The organism is Streptomyces fumanus, assembly GCF_014655295.1.
Taxonomy (GTDB): Bacteria; Actinomycetota; Actinomycetes; order Streptomycetales; family Streptomycetaceae; genus Streptomyces; species Streptomyces fumanus.
This window is the reverse complement of record NZ_BNBI01000009.1, coordinates 29,284-46,726: the sequence shown is the minus strand read 5'-3', so window position 1 is coordinate 46,726 and position 17,443 is coordinate 29,284. Positions and strand designations below refer to the sequence as shown.

Annotated in this window: 14 protein-coding genes; 5 read left to right on the top strand and 9 right to left on the bottom strand. The window is 72.3% G+C overall.

From position 1 onward, the window contains the following. Positions 1-534: 534 nt before the first annotated feature. From phoH2 to IE316_RS20285, 3 genes are all read left to right on the top strand, one after another. Entirely contained in the window at positions 535-1,860 is a 1,326-nt protein-coding gene (phoH2, locus tag IE316_RS20295; RefSeq protein ID WP_190205854.1) for an RNA 5'-3' helicase PhoH2, read from the top strand. 424 nt (positions 1,861-2,284) lie between these two features. Next, complete coding sequence (locus IE316_RS20290) at positions 2,285-2,995, top strand: aggregation-promoting factor C-terminal-like domain-containing protein (protein ID WP_190205853.1); 711 nt, start codon at positions 2,285-2,287, stop codon at positions 2,993-2,995. Between the two features lie 136 nt (positions 2,996-3,131). Further along, positions 3,132-4,622: an AI-2E family transporter gene (locus tag IE316_RS20285; RefSeq protein ID WP_190205852.1), complete on the top strand. Its 1,491-nt coding sequence runs from the start codon at positions 3,132-3,134 to the stop codon at positions 4,620-4,622. A 115-nt stretch (positions 4,623-4,737) separates the two neighbouring features. On the opposite strand, the gene IE316_RS20280 is transcribed toward IE316_RS20285, so the two are convergent. Together IE316_RS20280 and IE316_RS20275 are read right to left on the bottom strand one after the other, a co-directional pair. Next, positions 4,738-5,271 (bottom strand): alkyl hydroperoxide reductase, encoded by a 534-nt coding sequence (locus tag IE316_RS20280; RefSeq protein WP_190205851.1) that lies wholly within the window; start codon positions 5,269-5,271, stop codon positions 4,738-4,740. Between the two features lie 6 nt (positions 5,272-5,277). Next, positions 5,278-5,832, bottom strand: a complete 555-nt coding sequence (locus tag IE316_RS20275; RefSeq protein ID WP_190205850.1) for a peroxiredoxin — start codon at positions 5,830-5,832, stop codon at positions 5,278-5,280. 140 nt (positions 5,833-5,972) lie between these two features. Here IE316_RS20275 and IE316_RS20270 point away from each other — a divergent pair, with 140 nt between their 5' ends. Then, positions 5,973-6,968: a LysR substrate-binding domain-containing protein gene (locus IE316_RS20270; protein ID WP_229910485.1), complete on the top strand. Its 996-nt coding sequence runs from the start codon at positions 5,973-5,975 to the stop codon at positions 6,966-6,968. Here the strand turns inward: IE316_RS20270 and IE316_RS20265 are convergent. From IE316_RS20265 to IE316_RS20245, 5 genes are all read right to left on the bottom strand, one after another. After that, complete coding sequence (locus tag IE316_RS20265) at positions 6,927-9,263, bottom strand: ABC transporter permease (protein WP_190205849.1); 2,337 nt, start codon at positions 9,261-9,263, stop codon at positions 6,927-6,929. The genes IE316_RS20270 and IE316_RS20265 overlap by 42 nt on opposite strands. Then, positions 9,260-9,949: an ABC transporter ATP-binding protein gene (locus IE316_RS20260; protein WP_190205848.1), complete on the bottom strand. Its 690-nt coding sequence runs from the start codon at positions 9,947-9,949 to the stop codon at positions 9,260-9,262. The genes IE316_RS20265 and IE316_RS20260 overlap by 4 nt, the downstream gene beginning before the upstream one ends. Further along, a complete protein-coding gene (locus tag IE316_RS20255) occupies positions 9,946-10,470 on the bottom strand; it encodes a PadR family transcriptional regulator (protein ID WP_190205847.1) in 525 nt (174 codons plus the stop codon). The genes IE316_RS20260 and IE316_RS20255 overlap by 4 nt, the downstream gene beginning before the upstream one ends. Before the next feature lie 94 nt (positions 10,471-10,564). Continuing rightward, entirely contained in the window at positions 10,565-10,834 is a 270-nt protein-coding gene (locus tag IE316_RS20250) for a type II toxin-antitoxin system antitoxin (protein ID WP_190205846.1), read from the bottom strand. Then, positions 10,831-11,772: an SPFH domain-containing protein gene (locus IE316_RS20245; protein ID WP_190205845.1), complete on the bottom strand. Its 942-nt coding sequence runs from the start codon at positions 11,770-11,772 to the stop codon at positions 10,831-10,833. Before IE316_RS20245 ends, IE316_RS20250 begins: the two co-directional genes overlap by 4 nt. 252 nt (positions 11,773-12,024) lie before the next feature. Here IE316_RS20245 and IE316_RS20240 point away from each other — a divergent pair, with 252 nt between their 5' ends. Beyond that, complete coding sequence (locus IE316_RS20240; protein WP_190205844.1) at positions 12,025-14,328, top strand: transglycosylase domain-containing protein; 2,304 nt, start codon at positions 12,025-12,027, stop codon at positions 14,326-14,328. A gap of 61 nt (positions 14,329-14,389) precedes the next feature. On the opposite strand, the gene IE316_RS20235 is transcribed toward IE316_RS20240, so the two are convergent. Together IE316_RS20235 and fomD are read right to left on the bottom strand one after the other, a co-directional pair. Beyond that, entirely contained in the window at positions 14,390-16,432 is a 2,043-nt protein-coding gene (locus tag IE316_RS20235; protein WP_190205843.1) for an ATP-binding SpoIIE family protein phosphatase, read from the bottom strand. A 280-nt stretch (positions 16,433-16,712) separates the two neighbouring features. Further along, positions 16,713-17,408: a cytidylyl-2-hydroxypropylphosphonate hydrolase gene (gene fomD, locus IE316_RS20230; RefSeq protein WP_190205842.1), complete on the bottom strand. Its 696-nt coding sequence runs from the start codon at positions 17,406-17,408 to the stop codon at positions 16,713-16,715. Positions 17,409-17,443: the final 35 nt, after the last annotated feature.

Sequence of the window (17,443 nt, the reverse complement as noted above, 5' to 3'; positions counted from 1 at the left end):
GTGAATCCGGAGAGTAGTTGTGGCACGCCGATGCACGCGGCATCACTTACGAAGGGTTATGGTGGAAACCCCCCCTCGGGCCGGTCCGTATCCCCCCCACGGACCGGCCCGTTTTTCTGCCCCGGCGACCCCCGCCCCCCGGTGGCCCTTCCGGCCCGGCGGTCCCGCACGGCCCGGCCCCCCGCACAGCCCGGCGGCCCGCCCCCCGACACACCCCGCGTAACGAGGAGTTCACCGCCGCGCCGTCATATGCCGTGGCATGGCGACGCTCGTTCGAGGGCATAGACCAAGCAGGTCGACACCCGAACCACGGGCGTCGGATCTCAGCGGGCGGCACGGGGCCGTCCGCCCGGGAGGCCCTTTGCACCAGCCCGCCCGTGCGGTCACCGCGCGGCAGAAGCAGTGGAGGGCCGGTCCCCGGCCCGTGCGATGTGTGCATCGCGGCCGTCGACCGGTCGGGACCCATCCCGCCCTGCCCAGCCCGGCACTCCACTCCGTCGCTCCCCGACCTCATCCGAGGGGGTACGTCCTTCCGTGGTGACCAGCGCACAGCGCCACAAGCCTGACCGGCGCACCTACGTACTCGACACCAGTGTCCTGCTGGCCGATCCGAACGCCATGACCCGCTTCGACGAGCACGAGGTCGTGCTCCCCATCGTCGTGGTCACGGAGCTGGAGGCCAAGCGGCACCATCCCGAACTCGGCTACTTCGCCCGGCAGGCCCTGCGCCTGCTCGACGACTACCGGGTGACGCACGGCCGTCTCGACGCCCCCATCCCCATCGGGGAGCTGGGCGGGACCCTCCGTGTCGAGCTCAACCACTCGGACCCCAGCGTGCTGCCGACCGGCTACCGCCTGGGGGACAACGACTCCCGCATCCTCGCGGTCGCCCGCAATCTGCAGGCCGAGGGGTTCGACGTCACCGTGGTGTCGAAGGACCTCCCGCTGCGCATCAAGGCGTCCTCCGTCGGACTGCTCGCCGAGGAGTACCGCGCCGAGCTGGCCATCACGGACTCCTCCGGCTGGACCGGGATGTCCGAACTGACCCTGCCCGGCGAACAGGTCGACATCCTGTTCGAGGAAGGGCGCGTCCATGTGCCCGAGGCGGCGGAGCTGCCCGTGCACACCGGGCTGACCATTCAGTCGGAGCGCGGCAAGGCGCTCGGCCGGGTCACCGCCGACGGCGACGTCCGGCTGGTGCGCGGCGACCGGGAGGCGTTCGGCATCAAGGGCCGCAGCGCCGAACAGCGGATCGCGCTCGACCTGCTCCTCGACCCGGACATCGGGATCGTGTCGATGGGCGGCCGGGCCGGCACCGGCAAGTCGGCGCTGGCCCTCTGCGCCGGTCTGGAGGCGGTGCTGGAGCGCCGGCAGCACCAGAAGGTGATGGTCTTCCGGCCGCTGTACGCGGTGGGCGGCCAGGAACTGGGCTACCTCCCCGGCACCGAGGCCGAGAAGATGAGCCCCTGGGCGCAGGCCGTCTTCGACACGCTGTCGGCCGTCACCAGCCGGGAGGTCATCGAGGAGGTCACCGCACGCGGGATGCTGGAGGTGCTGCCGCTCACCCACATCCGCGGCCGGTCGCTGCACGACGCGTTCGTCATCGTCGACGAGGCCCAGTCCCTGGAGCGCAACGTCCTGCTGACGGTGCTCTCCCGGATCGGCGCCGACTCCCGCGTCGTCCTCACCCACGACGTGGCCCAGCGGGACAACCTGCGCGTCGGCCGGTACGACGGAGTGGTCGCCGTCGTGGAGAAACTGAAGGGGCATCCGCTCTTCGCCCACGTCACCCTCACGCGGTCCGAGAGATCCCAGATCGCCGCCCTTGTGACCGAAATGCTGGAGGACGGACACCTCTGAGCGCACCCGGCCCGGAAAGGGCCGGTCCGCACCGCCGTCGGCGCCGTCCGGAAAGGCAGAGAGCCTAGCCGGGCGGCGCCTTCGTGTGCGGGATTTTCCGCGAATCCCTGGGGCCAAACGGGATGTGAGCTTTCACACGCAACTCGGAATTGCCACCCGGCGTCGGGTTACGGCAGAGTCTCATTCCTGTCAGGCCCCGCATACGACACAGCCGTATCCCCAGCGCGGTACGGCACAGCGGCACCGTCCGCACCAACTCCATAGCAGCGTCGTATGCCGCCCGAGCACCACGCGGCGCTCCCGCCGAGGGAGTTGCCCACCGGGTCCGCGCCTCCCGTGACCCCGCAGTTGGGGAGGCCAGCGCCAGGGGCACGATCGCGTCCGCGAGGGTCACCGAAGCGGGCGATGCTGGAAGGAAAACCGTGTGAGCCGGATCTCGGTCCGGGGATTCGCAGTGGCCTCGGCCACCGCGGTCACCGCTGTCGGAAGCGTCGTCGGCGTTGCCTCGGGCAGCACCGCGCAGAGCAACAACGACGCCGAAGCGACGGCCAGTGGCACCACGCTGCTCGCGGACATCCCCGCGGGCCAGCAGGCCCAGGTGCAGACCGCGTCCCTGACGCAGCAGGCCGACGCCCAGGCCATCGCCGCGGACGCGGACGCGAAGAAGGAGGCCGCGGAGGCAGCCCGCAAGGCCGCCGCCAAGACCGCCATCGCGAAGAAGAAGCAGGCCGACGCGGCGGCGCGGAAGGCCGCCGAGGACGCCAGGGAGCGCGCGGAGGCGAAGAAGGCCGCCAGCCGCAGCGCCACCCGCGACGCCTCCTCCTTCTCCGTGCAGAGCTCCTACAGCGTGGCGCAGATCCAGGCGATGGCACGGCAGATGGTGCCCAGCGGCCAGTTCCAGTGCTTCAGCAACATCGTGGACCACGAGTCGAGCTGGAACTACAAGGCGGTCAACGCCTCCTCCGGCGCCTACGGCCTCTTCCAGGCCCTGCCGGCCGGCAAGTACGCCTCGGCCGGCGCCGACTGGCAGACCAACCCGGCCACCCAGATCAAGTGGGGCCTGAACTACATGAACGACCGGTACGGCAGCCCCTGTGACGCCTGGTCGTTCTGGCAGGCCAACCACTGGTACTGAGCCGCCCGCGACCCTCGTCGCCGCTCAACCCCGCGCAGCCCCCCGCCGTCCTACGGTGGGGGGCTGATCGCTGTACGGTCGGACCGGACGACTGCTGGGGGGAGTGGTGGGCAGAGACGGGGGAAGAGGACGGGTCATGTCGAGAGTGCCAGGGTGGATCGGCCGGCTGGGTGCCGGGCTGACCCGCGTGAGCCGGACGCTGGACCAGCGCCGGGCCGAGGCGGAACGGGAGGAGACCGACACCGGGACCGGACCGCCGCGCCCGGCCGAACCCGTACCGCCGCCCCTGGAGCATCCCACCGTCATCCCCATCCGCCCGGACCCGGCGCAGGCCGTGCCGTGGGGCGTACGGGTCGCCGCCGAGGCGGGCTGGCGGCTGCTGGTGCTCGCCGGCACCCTGTGGGTGCTGATGCGGGTGATCAGCGCCGTCCAACTGGTGGTGCTGGCCTTCGTGGCGGCGCTGCTGATGACCGCGCTGCTCCAGCCGTCGGTCGCCTGGCTGCGGCGGCGCGGGGTGCCGCGCGGACCGGCCACCGCGCTCACCGCGTTCCTCGGGTTCGTGGTGATGGGGCTGATCGGCTGGTTCGTGACCTGGCAGGTCATGGAGAACATCGACAACCTCTCCGACCAGGTCCAGGACGGCATCGACGAGCTGCGCCGGTGGCTGCTGGACAGCCCCTTCCACGTCACCGACAAGCAGATCAACGAGATCGCCAAGAATCTGCGGGAGGCGATCGGCGCCAACACCGACCAGATCACCTCGGCCGGTCTGGAGGGCGTGACGGTCGTCGTCGAGGCGCTCACCGGCATCCTGCTGGCGGTCTTCTCCACGCTGTTCCTGCTCTACGACGGCCGGCGCATCTGGGAGTGGACGCTGAAGCTGGTCCCCGCCGCCGCCCGGCCCGGGGTGGCCGGCGCCGGCCCGCGCGCCTGGCGGACGCTGACGGCGTATGTGCGCGGGACGGTGATCGTGGCGCTGATCGACGCCATCTTCATCGGCCTGGGCATCTACTTCCTGGACGTGCCGATGGCCGTGCCGCTGGCGGTGTTCATCTTCCTGTTTGCGTTCGTGCCGCTGGTCGGCGCGGTGGTGTCGGGTGCCCTCGCGGTCGTGGTCGCGCTGGTCACGCAGGGCGTGTTCACCGCCGTGATGACCCTCGTGGTGGTGCTGGCGGTGCAGCAGATCGAGGGGCACATCCTCCAGCCGTTCATCCTCGGGCGCGCGGTGCGGGTGCATCCGCTCGCCGTGGTGCTGGCGGTCTCGGCCGGCGGCCTGGTGGCCGGCATCGGCGGCGCGGTGGTCGCCGTACCGCTGGTCGCGGTGACCAACACGGTGGTGGGATATCTACGGGCGTACTCCCGGGAGTCCGCGCTTCGGCAGGCGCCCCGGCCGCGCGGCGCCACGGCCACGGACGCCGCCCCGGGAGCGGACCCGGCGCCCCCGGCGTCCCCGGGGGCCCCGGAACTCCCGGCCGCCGAACCGCCCCGCGAGCTGGGCACGGGCGACCCGGACCTACGTGACCCGGGCCCACATGATCCCGGCCCGCCCGCCGCCCCCGAGCCGCACGGTCCCGACCGGCCCCACCCGGGCCCCAGCGACCCGGACCCGGACCCGGCGTCCGCGTGACGGCAAGACGCCCTGACCACCGGTCACGCGCGTCGGCCCGGCCAGCGGTTTCCGAACCGAAAGGGCCCCGCCCACCAAAGGTGAGCGGGGCCCCTCCGTACGCGGTGGCCGCCGGTCAGCCGGCGAGGACCGCCTCGGCGTCCAGCGTGGCGCCCACGGCCTGGATCACGGCCGCGATCTTGAACGCCTCCTGGACGGTCTCCCGGTCCAGGCCGGCCTTGCGCAGCACCTGCTCGTGGGAGTCCAGGCACATGCCGCAGCCGTTGATGGCGGAGACCGCGAAGGACCACAGCTCGAAGTCGACCTTGTCGACACCGGGGTTGCCGATGACGTTCATCCGCAGCCCGGCCCGCAGGGTGCCGTACTCGTGGTCCGACAGCAGGTGCCGGGTGCGGTAGAACACGTTGTTCATCGCCATGATGGCGGCGGCCGACTTGGCGGCCGTGTACGCCTCCGGCGTCAGGTTGGCCTTCGCCTCCGGCTCCAGCTCGCGCAGCACGATGGGGGAGCGCGAGGCGATGGCGGTCGCCAGCACGGTGCCCCACAGCCGCTGCGCCGGGAGGTCGGAGTTGCCGATGACCGAACCCAGGTTGAGCTTCAGGTCCTTGGCGTAGTCCGGTATGGCGGACTTCAGGGAGTCGAGGGACATGTCAGCTCACTCCCCGGCCAGCAGCGCGACCGGGTCGAGGGTCTCGTCGCCCTTGGTCCAGTTGCACGGGCACAGCTCGTCGGTCTGCAGGGCGTCCAGCACCCGCAGGACCTCCTTGGGGTTACGGCCGACGGAGCCGGCGGTCACCATGGTGAACTGGATCTCGTTGTTCTGGTCGACGATGAAGACGGCGCGCTTGGCGAAGCCGTCCTCGTCCTCGATGCCGAGCGCACGCATCAGCTCGTGCTTGGAGTCGGCCATCATCGGGAACGGCAGGTCACGCAGGTCGTCGTGGTCCTTGCGCCAGGCGTGGTGGACGAACTCGGAGTCGCCGGAGAAGCCGAGGATCTGGGCGTCGCGGTCGGCGAACTCGTCGTTCAGCTTGCCGAAGGCCGCGATCTCGGTCGGGCACACGAAGGTGAAGTCCTTGGGCCAGGCGAAGACGACCTTCCACTTGCCCTCGTAGGTCTTGTGGTCGATCGTCTCGAACTCCTTGCCCTTCTCCAGCGAGACGCAGGCGGTCAGTTCGAACTCGGGGAACTTGTCACCGACAGTGAGCACGCGCTCTCCTTGCAGCGAAGAAACGTCCGTTTTGCCTGGACGTTTCCCATGGGTTGGACAGACGTGATGGTGGCACACGGTGCATTGATTACGGAAATAGCTACACTCGGTCGGGTTGATCGGAGGTAGTTATCAGTACGGTGGGTAAGCCGAGGCAGCCCAGTCTCGCCCAGTTGCGCGCCTTCGCGGCGGTCGCCGAGCACCTGCACTTCCGGGACGCCGCCGCGGCGATCGGCATGAGCCAGCCCGCGCTGTCCGGGGCGGTCTCCGCGCTGGAGGAGGCCCTCGGGGTGACCCTGGTCGAGCGTACGACGCGCAAGGTGCTGCTCTCGCCGGCCGGTGAACGGCTCGCGGTCCGGGCGAAGGCGGTGCTCGCGGAGGTCGGGGCGCTGCTGGAGGAAGCGGCGGCGCTGCGGGCGCCGTTCACCGGCGCGCTGCGCCTCGGGGTGATCCCGACCGTGGCGCCGTACGTGCTGCCGACCGTGCTGCGGCTGGTGCACGACCGCTACCCCGACCTCGACCTCCAGGTGCACGAGGAGCAGACCGCGAGCCTGCTGGACGGGCTCACCTCGGGCCGGCTCGACCTGCTGCTGCTCGCCGTGCCGCTCGGCATGCCGGGGGTCACCGAACTGCCGCTGTTCGACGAGGAGTTCGTGCTGGTCACCCCGCTCGACCACCGGCTCGGCGGCCGGGAGGGCATCCCGCGTGCGGCGCTGCGCTCGCTGCACCTGCTGCTGCTCGACGAGGGGCACTGCCTGCGCGACCAGGCGCTGGAGATCTGCCGGGAGGCCGGACGCGCGGACGTGCCGGCCACCACGACGGCGGCCGGCCTGTCCACGCTGGTGCAACTGGTGGCGGGCGGACTCGGCGTCACCCTGCTGCCGCGCACCGCGGTCCGGGTGGAGACCTCCCGCTCCTCCCGCCTGCTCACCGGGTACTTCGCCGACCCGGCCCCCACCCGCCGCATCGCCCTCGCCATGCGCACCGGCGCGGCCCGCTCGGCGGAGTACGGGCAACTGGCCGCGTCCCTGCGCGAGGCGCTGCGGGAACTGCCGGTCCGCATCGTCGGGGACGAGGGCGCGGCGGACGAGGCGTCACTCGGTGCGCAGGCCCTCGGGCCGCATCAGCCGGAATAGCGGCGGCAGGCTGAGCAGGGTGACCGCGAGGACGACCGCCGCGGCCACCCCGGTCATCGACAGCACGCTCGACCAGTCGATCCGTACGGTGGTCTCCGTCATCCTCAGCAGCACCGCGCCCAGGGTGAGGCCCACCGCCGAGGCCAGCAGCAGGCCCAGGGCGATCGGCACGGCCGTCTGCCACAGGACCGACAGGCCGAGGGTGCGGCGGCGGGTGCCGAAGGCGACCAGCGCCGACAGCAGCTTCTTGCGCTCGCGCAACTGCTCCAACTGGGAGACCAGCAGGCTCGCCCCGATCAGCGCCAGCACACAGGCGGCGCCGGCGAACAGACCGGTGCGGATCGCGGTGAAGCGGTCGCTGCGCTCGGTGTCCGACCAGGTCATCGCCGTGGCCAGCGGGTGGACGGCCGCCGCGGTGTTGCGCACCCGCTCCATCGCGTCCGGGGCGCCCCGGTCGAGGCGGAGGTAGACCTGCCCGGTCAGGGCCGGTGCGGCGTCGGCCGCCAGCGCCTTGGGGGTGAGCAGGAAGCCGCTCTGCTCCCCGCCCGTCATGCCGATGCGGGTGCCGGCCGCCCGCAGCCCGGACGGCACCTTCCAGGGGATCTCCTTGCTCCGGGGGACGCCCTCCCACGACGGGTCGAGGTACAGCGTCCGCCCCGGCACCGCCAGCTTGCGGGTGTCGGTGTCGTACTCGGCGTCGCGGACGACGAAGGCGTCGCCGTCCCGGCAGGACGCGAGCCGGGCGATCTCGCGCAGCGCCGCGCAGTCGCCGACGGTCAGTTGCGCGGTGGTGCCCGGGTCCGAGCGGCGGTCGCCGGCGTAGCCCTCGGCGTACGCGGACACGCCCCGTACGCCCTTGGTCGCCGCGAACTCGGCGGCGGCCCCGGCGACCGGCACCTCCTGCGGCACGGACACCTGCATCTGGGCGCGGGTGGTGTCCTGGCCGGTGGACCTGGTGTAGTCGCTCTCGACGCCGGCGAACAGCATCTGCAGCGCGATCGCCCCGGCGACCGCCACCGCGATGCCGTTGACCATCCGGGCCGCGGTGCCGCTGCTCAACTGCAGGCGGCGGACCGCCAGTTGCCAGGAGACGCCGCCCGCGCCGAGCCGGGCGACGACCCGCTCCACCAGCCAGGGCAGCAGCGCGGTCACCCCGATCAGCAGCAGGACGACACCGCCGGTCACCAGGTACTGGTTGAAGTTCCCGTGGTCCCGGCCCTGCCCCATCATCGGGTAGAGCATCGCCAGGCCGGCCAGCGGCAGCAGCAGCCGCCACCACAGCCTGCGCCGCGCGGGCCGGGCGGTACGGACCACGCCGAGCGGCTCGATGACCACCCCGCGCAGGGTGAACAGCGTGACCAGCACCGCCGCCACGGGCACCGCCACCGCCACCAGCAGCGCCAGTACGGGAGAGGGGTCGAGGTAGCTCGGGAAGACGCTGATGCCGTAGACCTCGGCGCCGCCCACGAGCTGCCGCCCGATCAGGAAGAAACCGGCGCCGAACAGCAGCCCCAGCACGGCCCCCGCCAGCGCCTCGCCGGCCGCGATCCGCCGGGTCATCAGGCTGTCCGAGCCGACCAGCCGCAGCGCCGCCAGCCTGCGGTCGCGCCGCTCGCCGCCGAACCGCACGGCCGCGGCGATGAACACGGCGACCGGCATCAGCAGCACCACGAAGACCACCAGCACCAGCAGGAGCAGCACCGGGTCCAGGGGCTCGGCGCCGGAGTCCCGGTCGCCGAAGTGGTCGATGCGCTGCACCCGCTGGTCGCCGAGGTAGGCGGCCAGCCCGTCGCCGCCCCGGAAGAAGGCGAGTTCGGCGGAGCCGACCAGGCCGCTCTCCCCGATGGTGCCGGTGATCCGGTCCGGCAGCCGCTCGCGCAGCAGCTTCCCGGCGTCCGAGGCCAGCAGTTCCTTCAGCGCGGGGGAGACGACCATCTCGCCGGGGGCCGGGAACTCGGCCACGCCCGGCGGCAGCGGCGCCCGGGGGCCCTCCGGCTCCAGTTCCCGGCCCCGTACGGTCCGGTCGCCGTACTCGGTGTCCACATTGGCGGCGATCAGCGTGTCGTCGGCCCGGGGCATGGGGGCGGACGCGGAGAAGGTGATGTCGGTGCGGGCGGCCTCCCGTGCGTGCCGGGCGTCCAGCGCGCTCGGGATCGCCGTCGTCAGCAGCAGCAGCGCCACCCCGAGCCCGACCCCGACGCCCGTCAGCACGGCCCGGGTCCAGCCCTCGCGTCCGCCGGTGACGGTGAAGCGGACGCCCATGACCAGGTCCCGGTACCACTGCCGGGCGTTCATACGGCCCGCTCCATGTCCCGGGACCTGCCGTCCCGGACGACGATCTCGCGGTCGGAGTAGGCGGCCACCCGTGCCTCGTGCGTGACCAGCACGACGGCGGCGTTGGTGGTCCGGGCGGCGTCGGTGAGCAGTTCCATCACGCGCTCGCCGTTGAGCGAGTCCAGCGCGCCGGTCGGCTCGTCGGCGAAGAGCACCCGGGGCTCGGTGACCAGCGCCCGGGCCACCGCGACGCGCTGGCCCTGGCCGCCGGAGACCTCGCCGGGGCGCTTCTTCGCCAGGTCGTCGACCTCCAGCCGCTCCATCCACTTCAGCGCCGCCTGCTCGGCCGGCCTGCGCGGTGTGCCGTTCAGCCGCAGCGGCAGGGCGACGTTCTCCACGCAGGTCAGCTCCGGCACGAGCTGGCCGAACTGGAAGACGAACCCGAAGTCGCTGCGCCGCAGCGCGCTGCGCTCGCCGTCGCTCATCGCGGACAGCTCCCGGTCCTGGTACATGATCGTCCCCGAGTCGGGCGTGACGATCCCGGCGAGGCAGTGCAGCAGCGTGGACTTGCCCGAGCCGGAGGGGCCCATGACGGCGACGACCTCGCCGGGGTGGATGGAGAACTCGGCGCCGTCCAGGGCGACGGTCGGGCCGTAGACCTTGCGGAGCTGCTCGGCGCAGAGCAGCGAACCGGGGGGCGGGGTCATCGGGTCACCGCCTGACGGAGCTTGTCGAGCCGGGCCGCGGTCAGTTCCAGCCAGCGCAGGTCGGCCTCCATGTGGAACAGGGCGTGGTCGCAGATGAGCTGGTCGGCGAGGTCGCCCTTGCGCTTGCGGTCGGTGAGGATGCGCATGCCGCGCAGGTGCTCGGCGCGCTGGACGTCGAGGACGTCGGCGGCGTTGCGCTGGGTGAGCAGGGCGAGGACGACCTTGGTGTAGAGGGTCGACTGGAGGTAGGGCTCGGGCTTCTCCGGGGTGGTCAGCCAGCGCTCGACGTCGGTGACGCCGGCCTCGGTGATGGCGTACCGCTTGCGCTCGGGGCCGTCGCCGGCCTCGACGGCGTCGACCTCCACGAGGCCGTTCTTCAGCAGCCGGGACATGGTCGAGTAGACCTGGCCGTAATGCAGCGGCCGGTCGTGACCGAACTTCTCGTCGAAGGCCCGCTTGAGGTCGTAACCGTGGCGGGGCCCGGCCTCCAGGAGGCCGAGCAGCGTGTGACCGATGGACATGCCGAGCACTCTACACACGGTGTATACGCGGTGTGTATACGCCGAGTGCACAGTGACCGGTAAGGGGGACGGCCCCGCAGGTCAGGGCCGTTTGTCACGGTTCAGCGACGGGGTCCTCGGGGTCGGGGCCGGCGGACGCGGGCGGCCGGCCCCGGCGGGGGAGGGGGCCGGTGCCGCCGGGCAGGCGGCCCGCCTCCGCGAGGGCCCGGCGCAGCAGGAACTCGATCTGTGCGTTGGCCGACCGCAGCTCGTCGCCCGCCCAGCGGGCCAGTGCCTCGTACACCAGCGGGTCCAGCCGCAGCAGCACCTGCTTGCGCTGCCGCGGCCGGTGCCGCGGGGCCGGCTCCCCGGTCGGCCCGGTCACTGGTAGAGGGTCCCGGTGTTGAGCACGGGCTGGGCGGAGCGGTCGCCGCAGAGCACGACCATCAGGTTGGACACCATCGCCGCCTTGCGTTCGTCGTCCAGTTCCACGATGTCCTCCTGGGCGATCCGGGCGAGCGCCATCTCGACCATCCCGACCGCGCCGTCCACGATCTGGCGCCGCGCGGCGACGACCGCGCCGGCCTGCTGCCGCTGGAGCATCGCGGAGGCGATCTCCGGGGCGTAGGCGAGGTGCGTGAACCGGGACTCGATGATCTGCACCCCGGCCGCCTCCACGCGCGCGTGCAGTTCGACGGCGAGCTTCTCGGTGATCTCCTCGGCGTTGCCGCGCAGCGAGAGGCCGCCCTCCTCGTGGGCGTCGTAGGGGTACTCGATGGCGATGTGCCGCACGGCCGCCTCGGTCTGCGTGGAGACGAACTCGATGTAGTCGTCGACCTCGAAGGTGGCCTGCGCGGTGTCCTCGACCCGCCACACCACGACCGCGGCCAGCTCGATCGGGTTGCCGTAGGCGTCGTTCACCTTGAGGACCGCGGTCTCGTGGTTGCGCACCCGGGTGGAGATCTTGGTGCGCGAGGTGAACGGATTGACCCAGCGCAGGCCGTCCTGGCGGATCGTGCCCCGGTAGCGGCCGAAGAGCTGGACGACCCGGGCCTCGCCCGGCGCCACCATGTTCAGCCCGCACATGGCGAGGAACGCGGCGATCGCGACCAGGACGCCGGCGATGATCAGGGCGGCCTTGGCCCCGGTGGCGGTGACGGCCGTGGCGGCCGCGATCAGCCCGGCGCCGGCCAGCAGTCCGGCCAGCCCCAGCAGCAGGGCCAGCCCGCCGCCGATGCTGTGCGCCGGGAACTCCCGCACGCGCGGAGCGGGCATGTCGGGCAGGTCGGCGTCGACCTGGTGGTGGTCGGGTGTGGTGGTCATGAGTGATCCCCCGTGATGTCGTGGCTGCGCTGTCATGCCGATGACTAAGTGATATCACTTTTTCCGCCCACGGCAACCCTCGACCCCCTCCGGACGTCGGTTCTATGGGGTGGGTGCTGATTCTCACGTCCGTAAAAGGCCGGATCGGCAGGTCTTTGCCACATGTGACGGTGTTAGCTTTCTGAGCTGACCTGCCGACGAAACCTGTGTGACGCGTGAGCACACATGAGCGAAGCGGAGCGATTCGGACCCATGGGACGAGCGGAAGAGAGAAGAGCGCGGCAGCGCGGTGGACACCGCGCCGCGCCCAGAAGCCGCCGTTCGTCGCCCGCGGACGGCAAGGGCCGGATACGCCGGCTGTTCACCTGGAAGAAGATCCTCGGCACCTTCTTCGGGCTCTGCCTGCTGGGCATGGGCGCCTTCATCGTGCTCTACATGATGATCGACATCCCCGCGGGCAACGCCGACGCCCGGCTGCAGAGCAACGTCTACAAGTACCGCGACGGCTCGATCATGGCCCGCGACGGCGACCGCAACCGCGAGATAGTCGACCTCGCGGAGATCCCCAAGGACGTCCAGCACACCTTCGTCGCCGCCGAGAACAAGACCTTCTACAAGGACGCCGGCGTCGACTTCAAGGGCACCGCCCGCGGTCTGCTCAACACCGTCTCCGGCAAGGGCGCGCAGGGCGGCTCGACCATCACCCAGCAGTACGTCAAGAACTACTACCTCACCCAGGACCAGACCGTCTCGCGCAAGCTGAAGGAACTGGTCATCTCCCTGAAGCTGGACCGCGAGAAGTCCAAGGACTACATCCTCGCCGGGTACATCAACACCAGCTACTACGGCCGCGGCGCCTACGGCATCCAGGCCGCCGCCCAGGCGTACTACCGCGTCGACGCCTCGGACCTCACCGTCGAGCAGGGCGCCTACCTGGCCGCGCTGCTGCAGGCGCCGAACCAGTACGACTGGGCGATCGCCAGCGAGACCGGCAAGAAGCTGGTCCGGGAACGCTGGGACTACGTGCTGGACAACATGGTCGACATGGACTGGCTCGACGCCTCCGACCGGCAGGGCATGAAGTTCCCGGTGCCCAAGGAGCCCAAGGCCGCCCCCGGCATGAAGGGGCAGACCGGCTACCTGGTGAACGCCGCCAACGCCCAGCTCCAGCGGCAACTGGTCGCCGACGGCACCGCCGAGGACCTCAAGCAGGCCGAGGCCATGGTCGACGCCGGCGGCTGGACCGTCACCCTGAACATCGACAAGAAGAAGCAGGCCGAGCTGGAGAAGTCCGTCAAGGCCCAGCTCACCAGCAGGCTCGACCCCGGCGAGCGGGACGTGGACGCCGATGTCCAGGCGGGCGCGGTCTCCGTCGACCCCAAGACCGGCGCGGTCGTGGCGATGTACGGCGGCGTCGACTACTTCAAGCACTACGTCAACAACGCCACCCGCGAGGACTACCAGCCCGCCTCCACCTTCAAGCCGGTGATCCTCGCCGCCGCCGTCGACCAGGCCGCCGAGACCCAGGACGGCCGGCCGATCACCGCGGACACCATGTACGACGGCACCAGCAAGCGGCCGGTCGTCGACCACGGCACCAAGGTCGGCTTCGCCCCCGAGAACGAGGACGACGCCGACTACGGCCAGATCACCGTCCAGACCGCCATGAACAAGTCGGTGAACTCCGTCTTCGCGCAGATGGGCGTCGACGTCGGCATGGACGAGGTGGTCGACGTGGCCGGCAAGCTCGGCATGGACACCGACGGCATGGAGGCCGTGCCCGCCCAGACCCTGGGCAGCATGGGCGCCAGCCCCCTGGAGATGGCCGGCGTCTACGCCACCCTCGACAACCACGGCAAGAAGGTCACCCCGGCCGTGGTGAAGTCGGTCGAGCACAACTCCCGCGTGGTCGACCTGCCCGACCCGGTCGGCGGGCAGGTGATCAGCCGCGAGGCCGCCGACACGGTGACCTCGGTGCTCACCGGCGTGGTCGACGACGGTACGGCGCGGCGGTCGGTACGGGAGAACCCGCTGCGCAACGGCCAGGCGGTGGCGGGCAAGACCGGTACCTCCGACAACAACAAGTCGGCCTGGTTCACCGGCTACACGCCCGGCCTGGTCACCTCCGTCGGCCTGTTCGGCGAGGACGCCAAGACCCACGGCCAGGTCCCGATGTACGGGGCGGGCGGCGAGGACCGCGTCAACGGCGGCGGGTTCCCGGCGGCGATCTGGGCGGAGTACACCTTCGGGGTGATGGACAAGGTCACCAAGTTCGACCTGGAGACCACCCAGGGCGCGGCGGTCCGGCCCCCCACCTCGGCCCCGCCGACCCGGGAGTCGTCGGCTCCGCCCACAAAGGAGGAGACCACCTCGGCCCCGCCGACGCGCGAGGAGACGACCTCCGCCCCGCCGACCGACGAGGAGACCACCTCGGCCCCGCCCACGGACGAGGAGACCACCTCCGCCCCGCCCACCGACGAGGAGACGACGACGCCGCCCGCGACCGGCGAGGAGACGGACGACGAACCGCTCCTCCCGGACCGGGAGAACCGCTAGCGGCCCCACGGCACGAGGAAGGGCGCCCGGTCGCCGACCGGGCGCCCTTCGCCGTCCGCGCTCAGGTGTGGTTCAGCTCGAACCAGACCACCTTGCCGGTGCTCAGCCGGGTCGCGCCCCACCGCCGGGCCAGCCGGTTCACCAGGTACAGGCCGCGCCCGCCCTCGTCGGTGGCCCGCGCCTGCCGCAGCCGCGGCAACTGCGGGACGTCGTCGCCGACCTCGCAGCGCAGCACATCGGTCCGCAGCAGCCGCAGCGTCACCGGCCGGGAGGCGTACCGCACCGCGTTGGTGACGACCTCGCTGACCAGCAGCTCCACCGAGTCGGTCAGCTCCTCCAGGCCCCAGCGGGACAGCGCGTGCCGGGCCAGCCGCCGGGCCTTGCCGGGCGCGGCGTCCTCCGGGTCCAGGAACCAGTACGCCACGTCGCTGGGCGCGATCCCGTCGAAGCGGGCGGCCAGCAGCGCGATGTCGTCGTCCCGGTCACCGGGCCCCAGCATGTCCAGCACCTCGTCGCAGAGGGCCTCCAGCGGCGGCGGGTGGTCGGGGCCGGTGAGCTGGGCGGTCGCGGCGAGCTTCTCCCGCAACTGCTCTATGCCGGTCCACACGTCGCGCAGCCGGGACTCCACCAGACCGTCGGTGTAGAGCAGCAGGGTCGCGCCCGCCGGGGCGTCCAGCTCCACCGCCTCGAAGTCCACGCCGCCCACGCCGATCGGGGCGCCCGGCGGCACCCGCAGCACCTCGGCCCGGCCGCCCAGGTGCAGCAGCACCGGCGGCGGATGGCCGGCGTTGGCGATGGTGATGCGGTGCGAGACCGGGTCGTACACCGCGTACAGGCAGGTCGCCATGCGGTCGGTGCCCAGCCGCTGGGCCTGCTCGTCGAGGTGGTGCAGGACCTCCTGGGGCGGCAGGTCCAGACCGGCCAGGGTCTGCGCGGTGGTGCGGAGCTGGCCCATGATCGCCGCCGAGGTCATGGAGTGGCCCATCACATCGCCGACGACCAGGGCGACCCGGCTGCCGGGCAGCGGGATCGCGTCGTACCAGTCGCCGCCGACCCGGGCCGTCTCGGCGGCCGGGAGGTACCGGGAGGCCAGCCGGACGCCGGTGCAGCGCGGCAGGTTCTCCGGGAGCATCGTGCGCTGCAGCTCGTCGGCGATGTACGCCTCCCGGCCGTACAGCACCGCCTTGTCGATGCCGAGCGCGCTGTGCGTGGCCAACTGGGCCGCCACCAGCAGGTCGTCGGCCTCGAAGGCGAACCGCTCGGGCCGGCGCAGGAACAGCGCGGCCCCGATCACCCGGCGCCGGCCCCGCAGCGGGGCGAGGATCGCCCGCTGTCCGCCGGGCAGCGCGAAGTCGGCGGTGTCACCGAGGAGTTCGGGCAGCGCGGCACGGGCGGCCGGGGCGTCCGTGAAGACCGGCCGCACCCCGCGCAGCACCTCCGCGAGCGCGCTGCCCGGCCGCACCTCGCACAGCTCGGCACCGACCGAGTCCAGCTCGGTCGGCTCGGGCTGGACGGGCGGCATGAACCCGCCCTCGGTGTCCCGCTCCGCCGGTATCCGGTCGGTCCGCCGCAGCCGCAGCACCAGGGGACCGGTGGGCCGCTCGTCGCCGACCGGCAGCGGCTCGCGCAGATAGACCAGGATGGCGTCGGCGAAGGTGGGCACGGTGGCCCGGCACAGCCCCATCACGATCTCGTCGAGGTCCATGCCCCGGGCGATCCGCCGGGTCGCCGCCCCGACGAACCGCAGCCGGTCCCCGTCCCGCCGCATCGGCGTGGGCCGGCCGGGCGGCAGGCCCTGACCGCTGCGGCGCTCCGCCGCCACCGGCTGCTCGGCGGCACCGGCCGCCGGGCCGGGCGCCGGCCGGGTCCGGTGCGCGCCGGGCTCGGCGGGGTGCCCGGCGCCCAGCGGGGCGTGCTCGGAGACGCCGGCCGGGTCCTGGCCCGCGGCGGCCGGCGGCGTCGGGGTGTCCCCGGCGCGGCCCTGTGCCGGTAAGGCGGAACCGGTCGGGGTAGGCAAGAGCGCCCCACGGGGATCCGCGGGGGCGACGCCCGACTGGGGGCGTTCGAAGGAGGTCGGGTGCTCCGTCACGCGTGTCGAATCCATCCGTCCGCGACTGCGCGCCGCGCGTGCAGTTCGTCCCGCAGAAGTCCCGATACCCGGAACCGGTGCCCCAGGAACGGAATCTCCGCGTGGTCAGCAGCTCTGCCTGTGCCACCGGCGGGCCGGCCGCGGCCCGTAACGGCTTTGCCCTCGTACCCCTCGCTCACGTCCAGCCGCCCCTCGGTGACGATCGGTCAAGCTCAGCGCGTGCCCCGCCCGTTGCCGCCGCGCGCCCTTGCGGAGGACGATCCTACGTTTCCCGCCCGGGGGCGCATCAAGGGTCTCACGAGGAGACCCGCGCGGGCGTGCGATCCCAGTCCGTCGGGAGTGACGGTACCTGCCAGGACGGGTCCGGGCGCCAGTCCTGCCAGCCGTCCGAGAACGGCGGTCCCCAGGCGCGGACCGCCTCCACCGCGGCCCGCCCGGCCCGCCGCACCCGCCCGGCCAGCTCCGGGCTCATCAGCCCGTCCCGCTGGGCCTGCGCGAACTCGTCCTCGTCCCGCCAGAGCCAGCTCCGGTCCGGCTGCACGGTCAGGTCCAGGAAGTGGTCCTCGGAGTCGACGCCGCCCGCCCAGCGGGTCAGCGGCTCCTCCAGGTTCACGTACCAGTTCTTGAACCGCCAGCCCGGCTCCCAGAACAGCCACACCGACCACGGCTCGCCCGGCCGGGCCAGCTTCAGCACCCCGGTGCCGAACCACCGGCCGCGCCGCACGGTCCGCGGCTTGGTGTACCGCGACTCCAGCGGCTCCTGGTGCACGGGGGTGCCGTCGGCGAGCACCGGCAGCACGCACTCGGTGCCGGGCGCCAGCCACACCGCGAGCAGTTCGGGGTCGTCCCGGACGACGGTGACGGGGCGCGCGATGTGTATCCGCGCACCGCCGTTCTGCCGGTACCGCCACAGGATGTGGCTGCCGGGCGCCCAGAAGTCGGCCGGGGGGCCCGCTCGTTCCGCCGCACTCACCGCTTCGCCGTCTGCCATGGACAGATATTAGGTGCCCCTGGCACAGGCCGCTG

Excerpts from the sequence above, each read along its gene's own strand:
- IE316_RS20280 (WP_190205851.1), bottom strand. The coding sequence starts at position 5,271 with ATGTCCCTCGACTCCCTGAAGTCCGCCATACCGGACTACGCCAAGGAC.
- IE316_RS20245 (WP_190205845.1), bottom strand. The coding sequence starts at position 11,772 with ATGACCACCACACCCGACCACCACCAGGTCGACGCCGACCTGCCCGAC.
- IE316_RS20260 (WP_190205848.1), bottom strand. The coding sequence starts at position 9,949 with ATGACCCCGCCCCCCGGTTCGCTGCTCTGCGCCGAGCAGCTCCGCAAG.
- fomD (WP_190205842.1), bottom strand. The coding sequence starts at position 17,408 with ATGGCAGACGGCGAAGCGGTGAGTGCGGCGGAACGAGCGGGCCCCCCG.
- IE316_RS20285 (WP_190205852.1), top strand. The coding sequence starts at position 3,132 with ATGTCGAGAGTGCCAGGGTGGATCGGCCGGCTGGGTGCCGGGCTGACC.
- IE316_RS20235 (WP_190205843.1), bottom strand. The coding sequence starts at position 16,432 with ATGGATTCGACACGCGTGACGGAGCACCCGACCTCCTTCGAACGCCCC.
- IE316_RS20265 (WP_190205849.1), bottom strand. The coding sequence starts at position 9,263 with ATGAACGCCCGGCAGTGGTACCGGGACCTGGTCATGGGCGTCCGCTTC.
- IE316_RS20240 (WP_190205844.1), top strand. The coding sequence starts at position 12,025 with ATGGGACGAGCGGAAGAGAGAAGAGCGCGGCAGCGCGGTGGACACCGC.
- IE316_RS20255 (WP_190205847.1), bottom strand. The coding sequence starts at position 10,470 with ATGTCCATCGGTCACACGCTGCTCGGCCTCCTGGAGGCCGGGCCCCGC.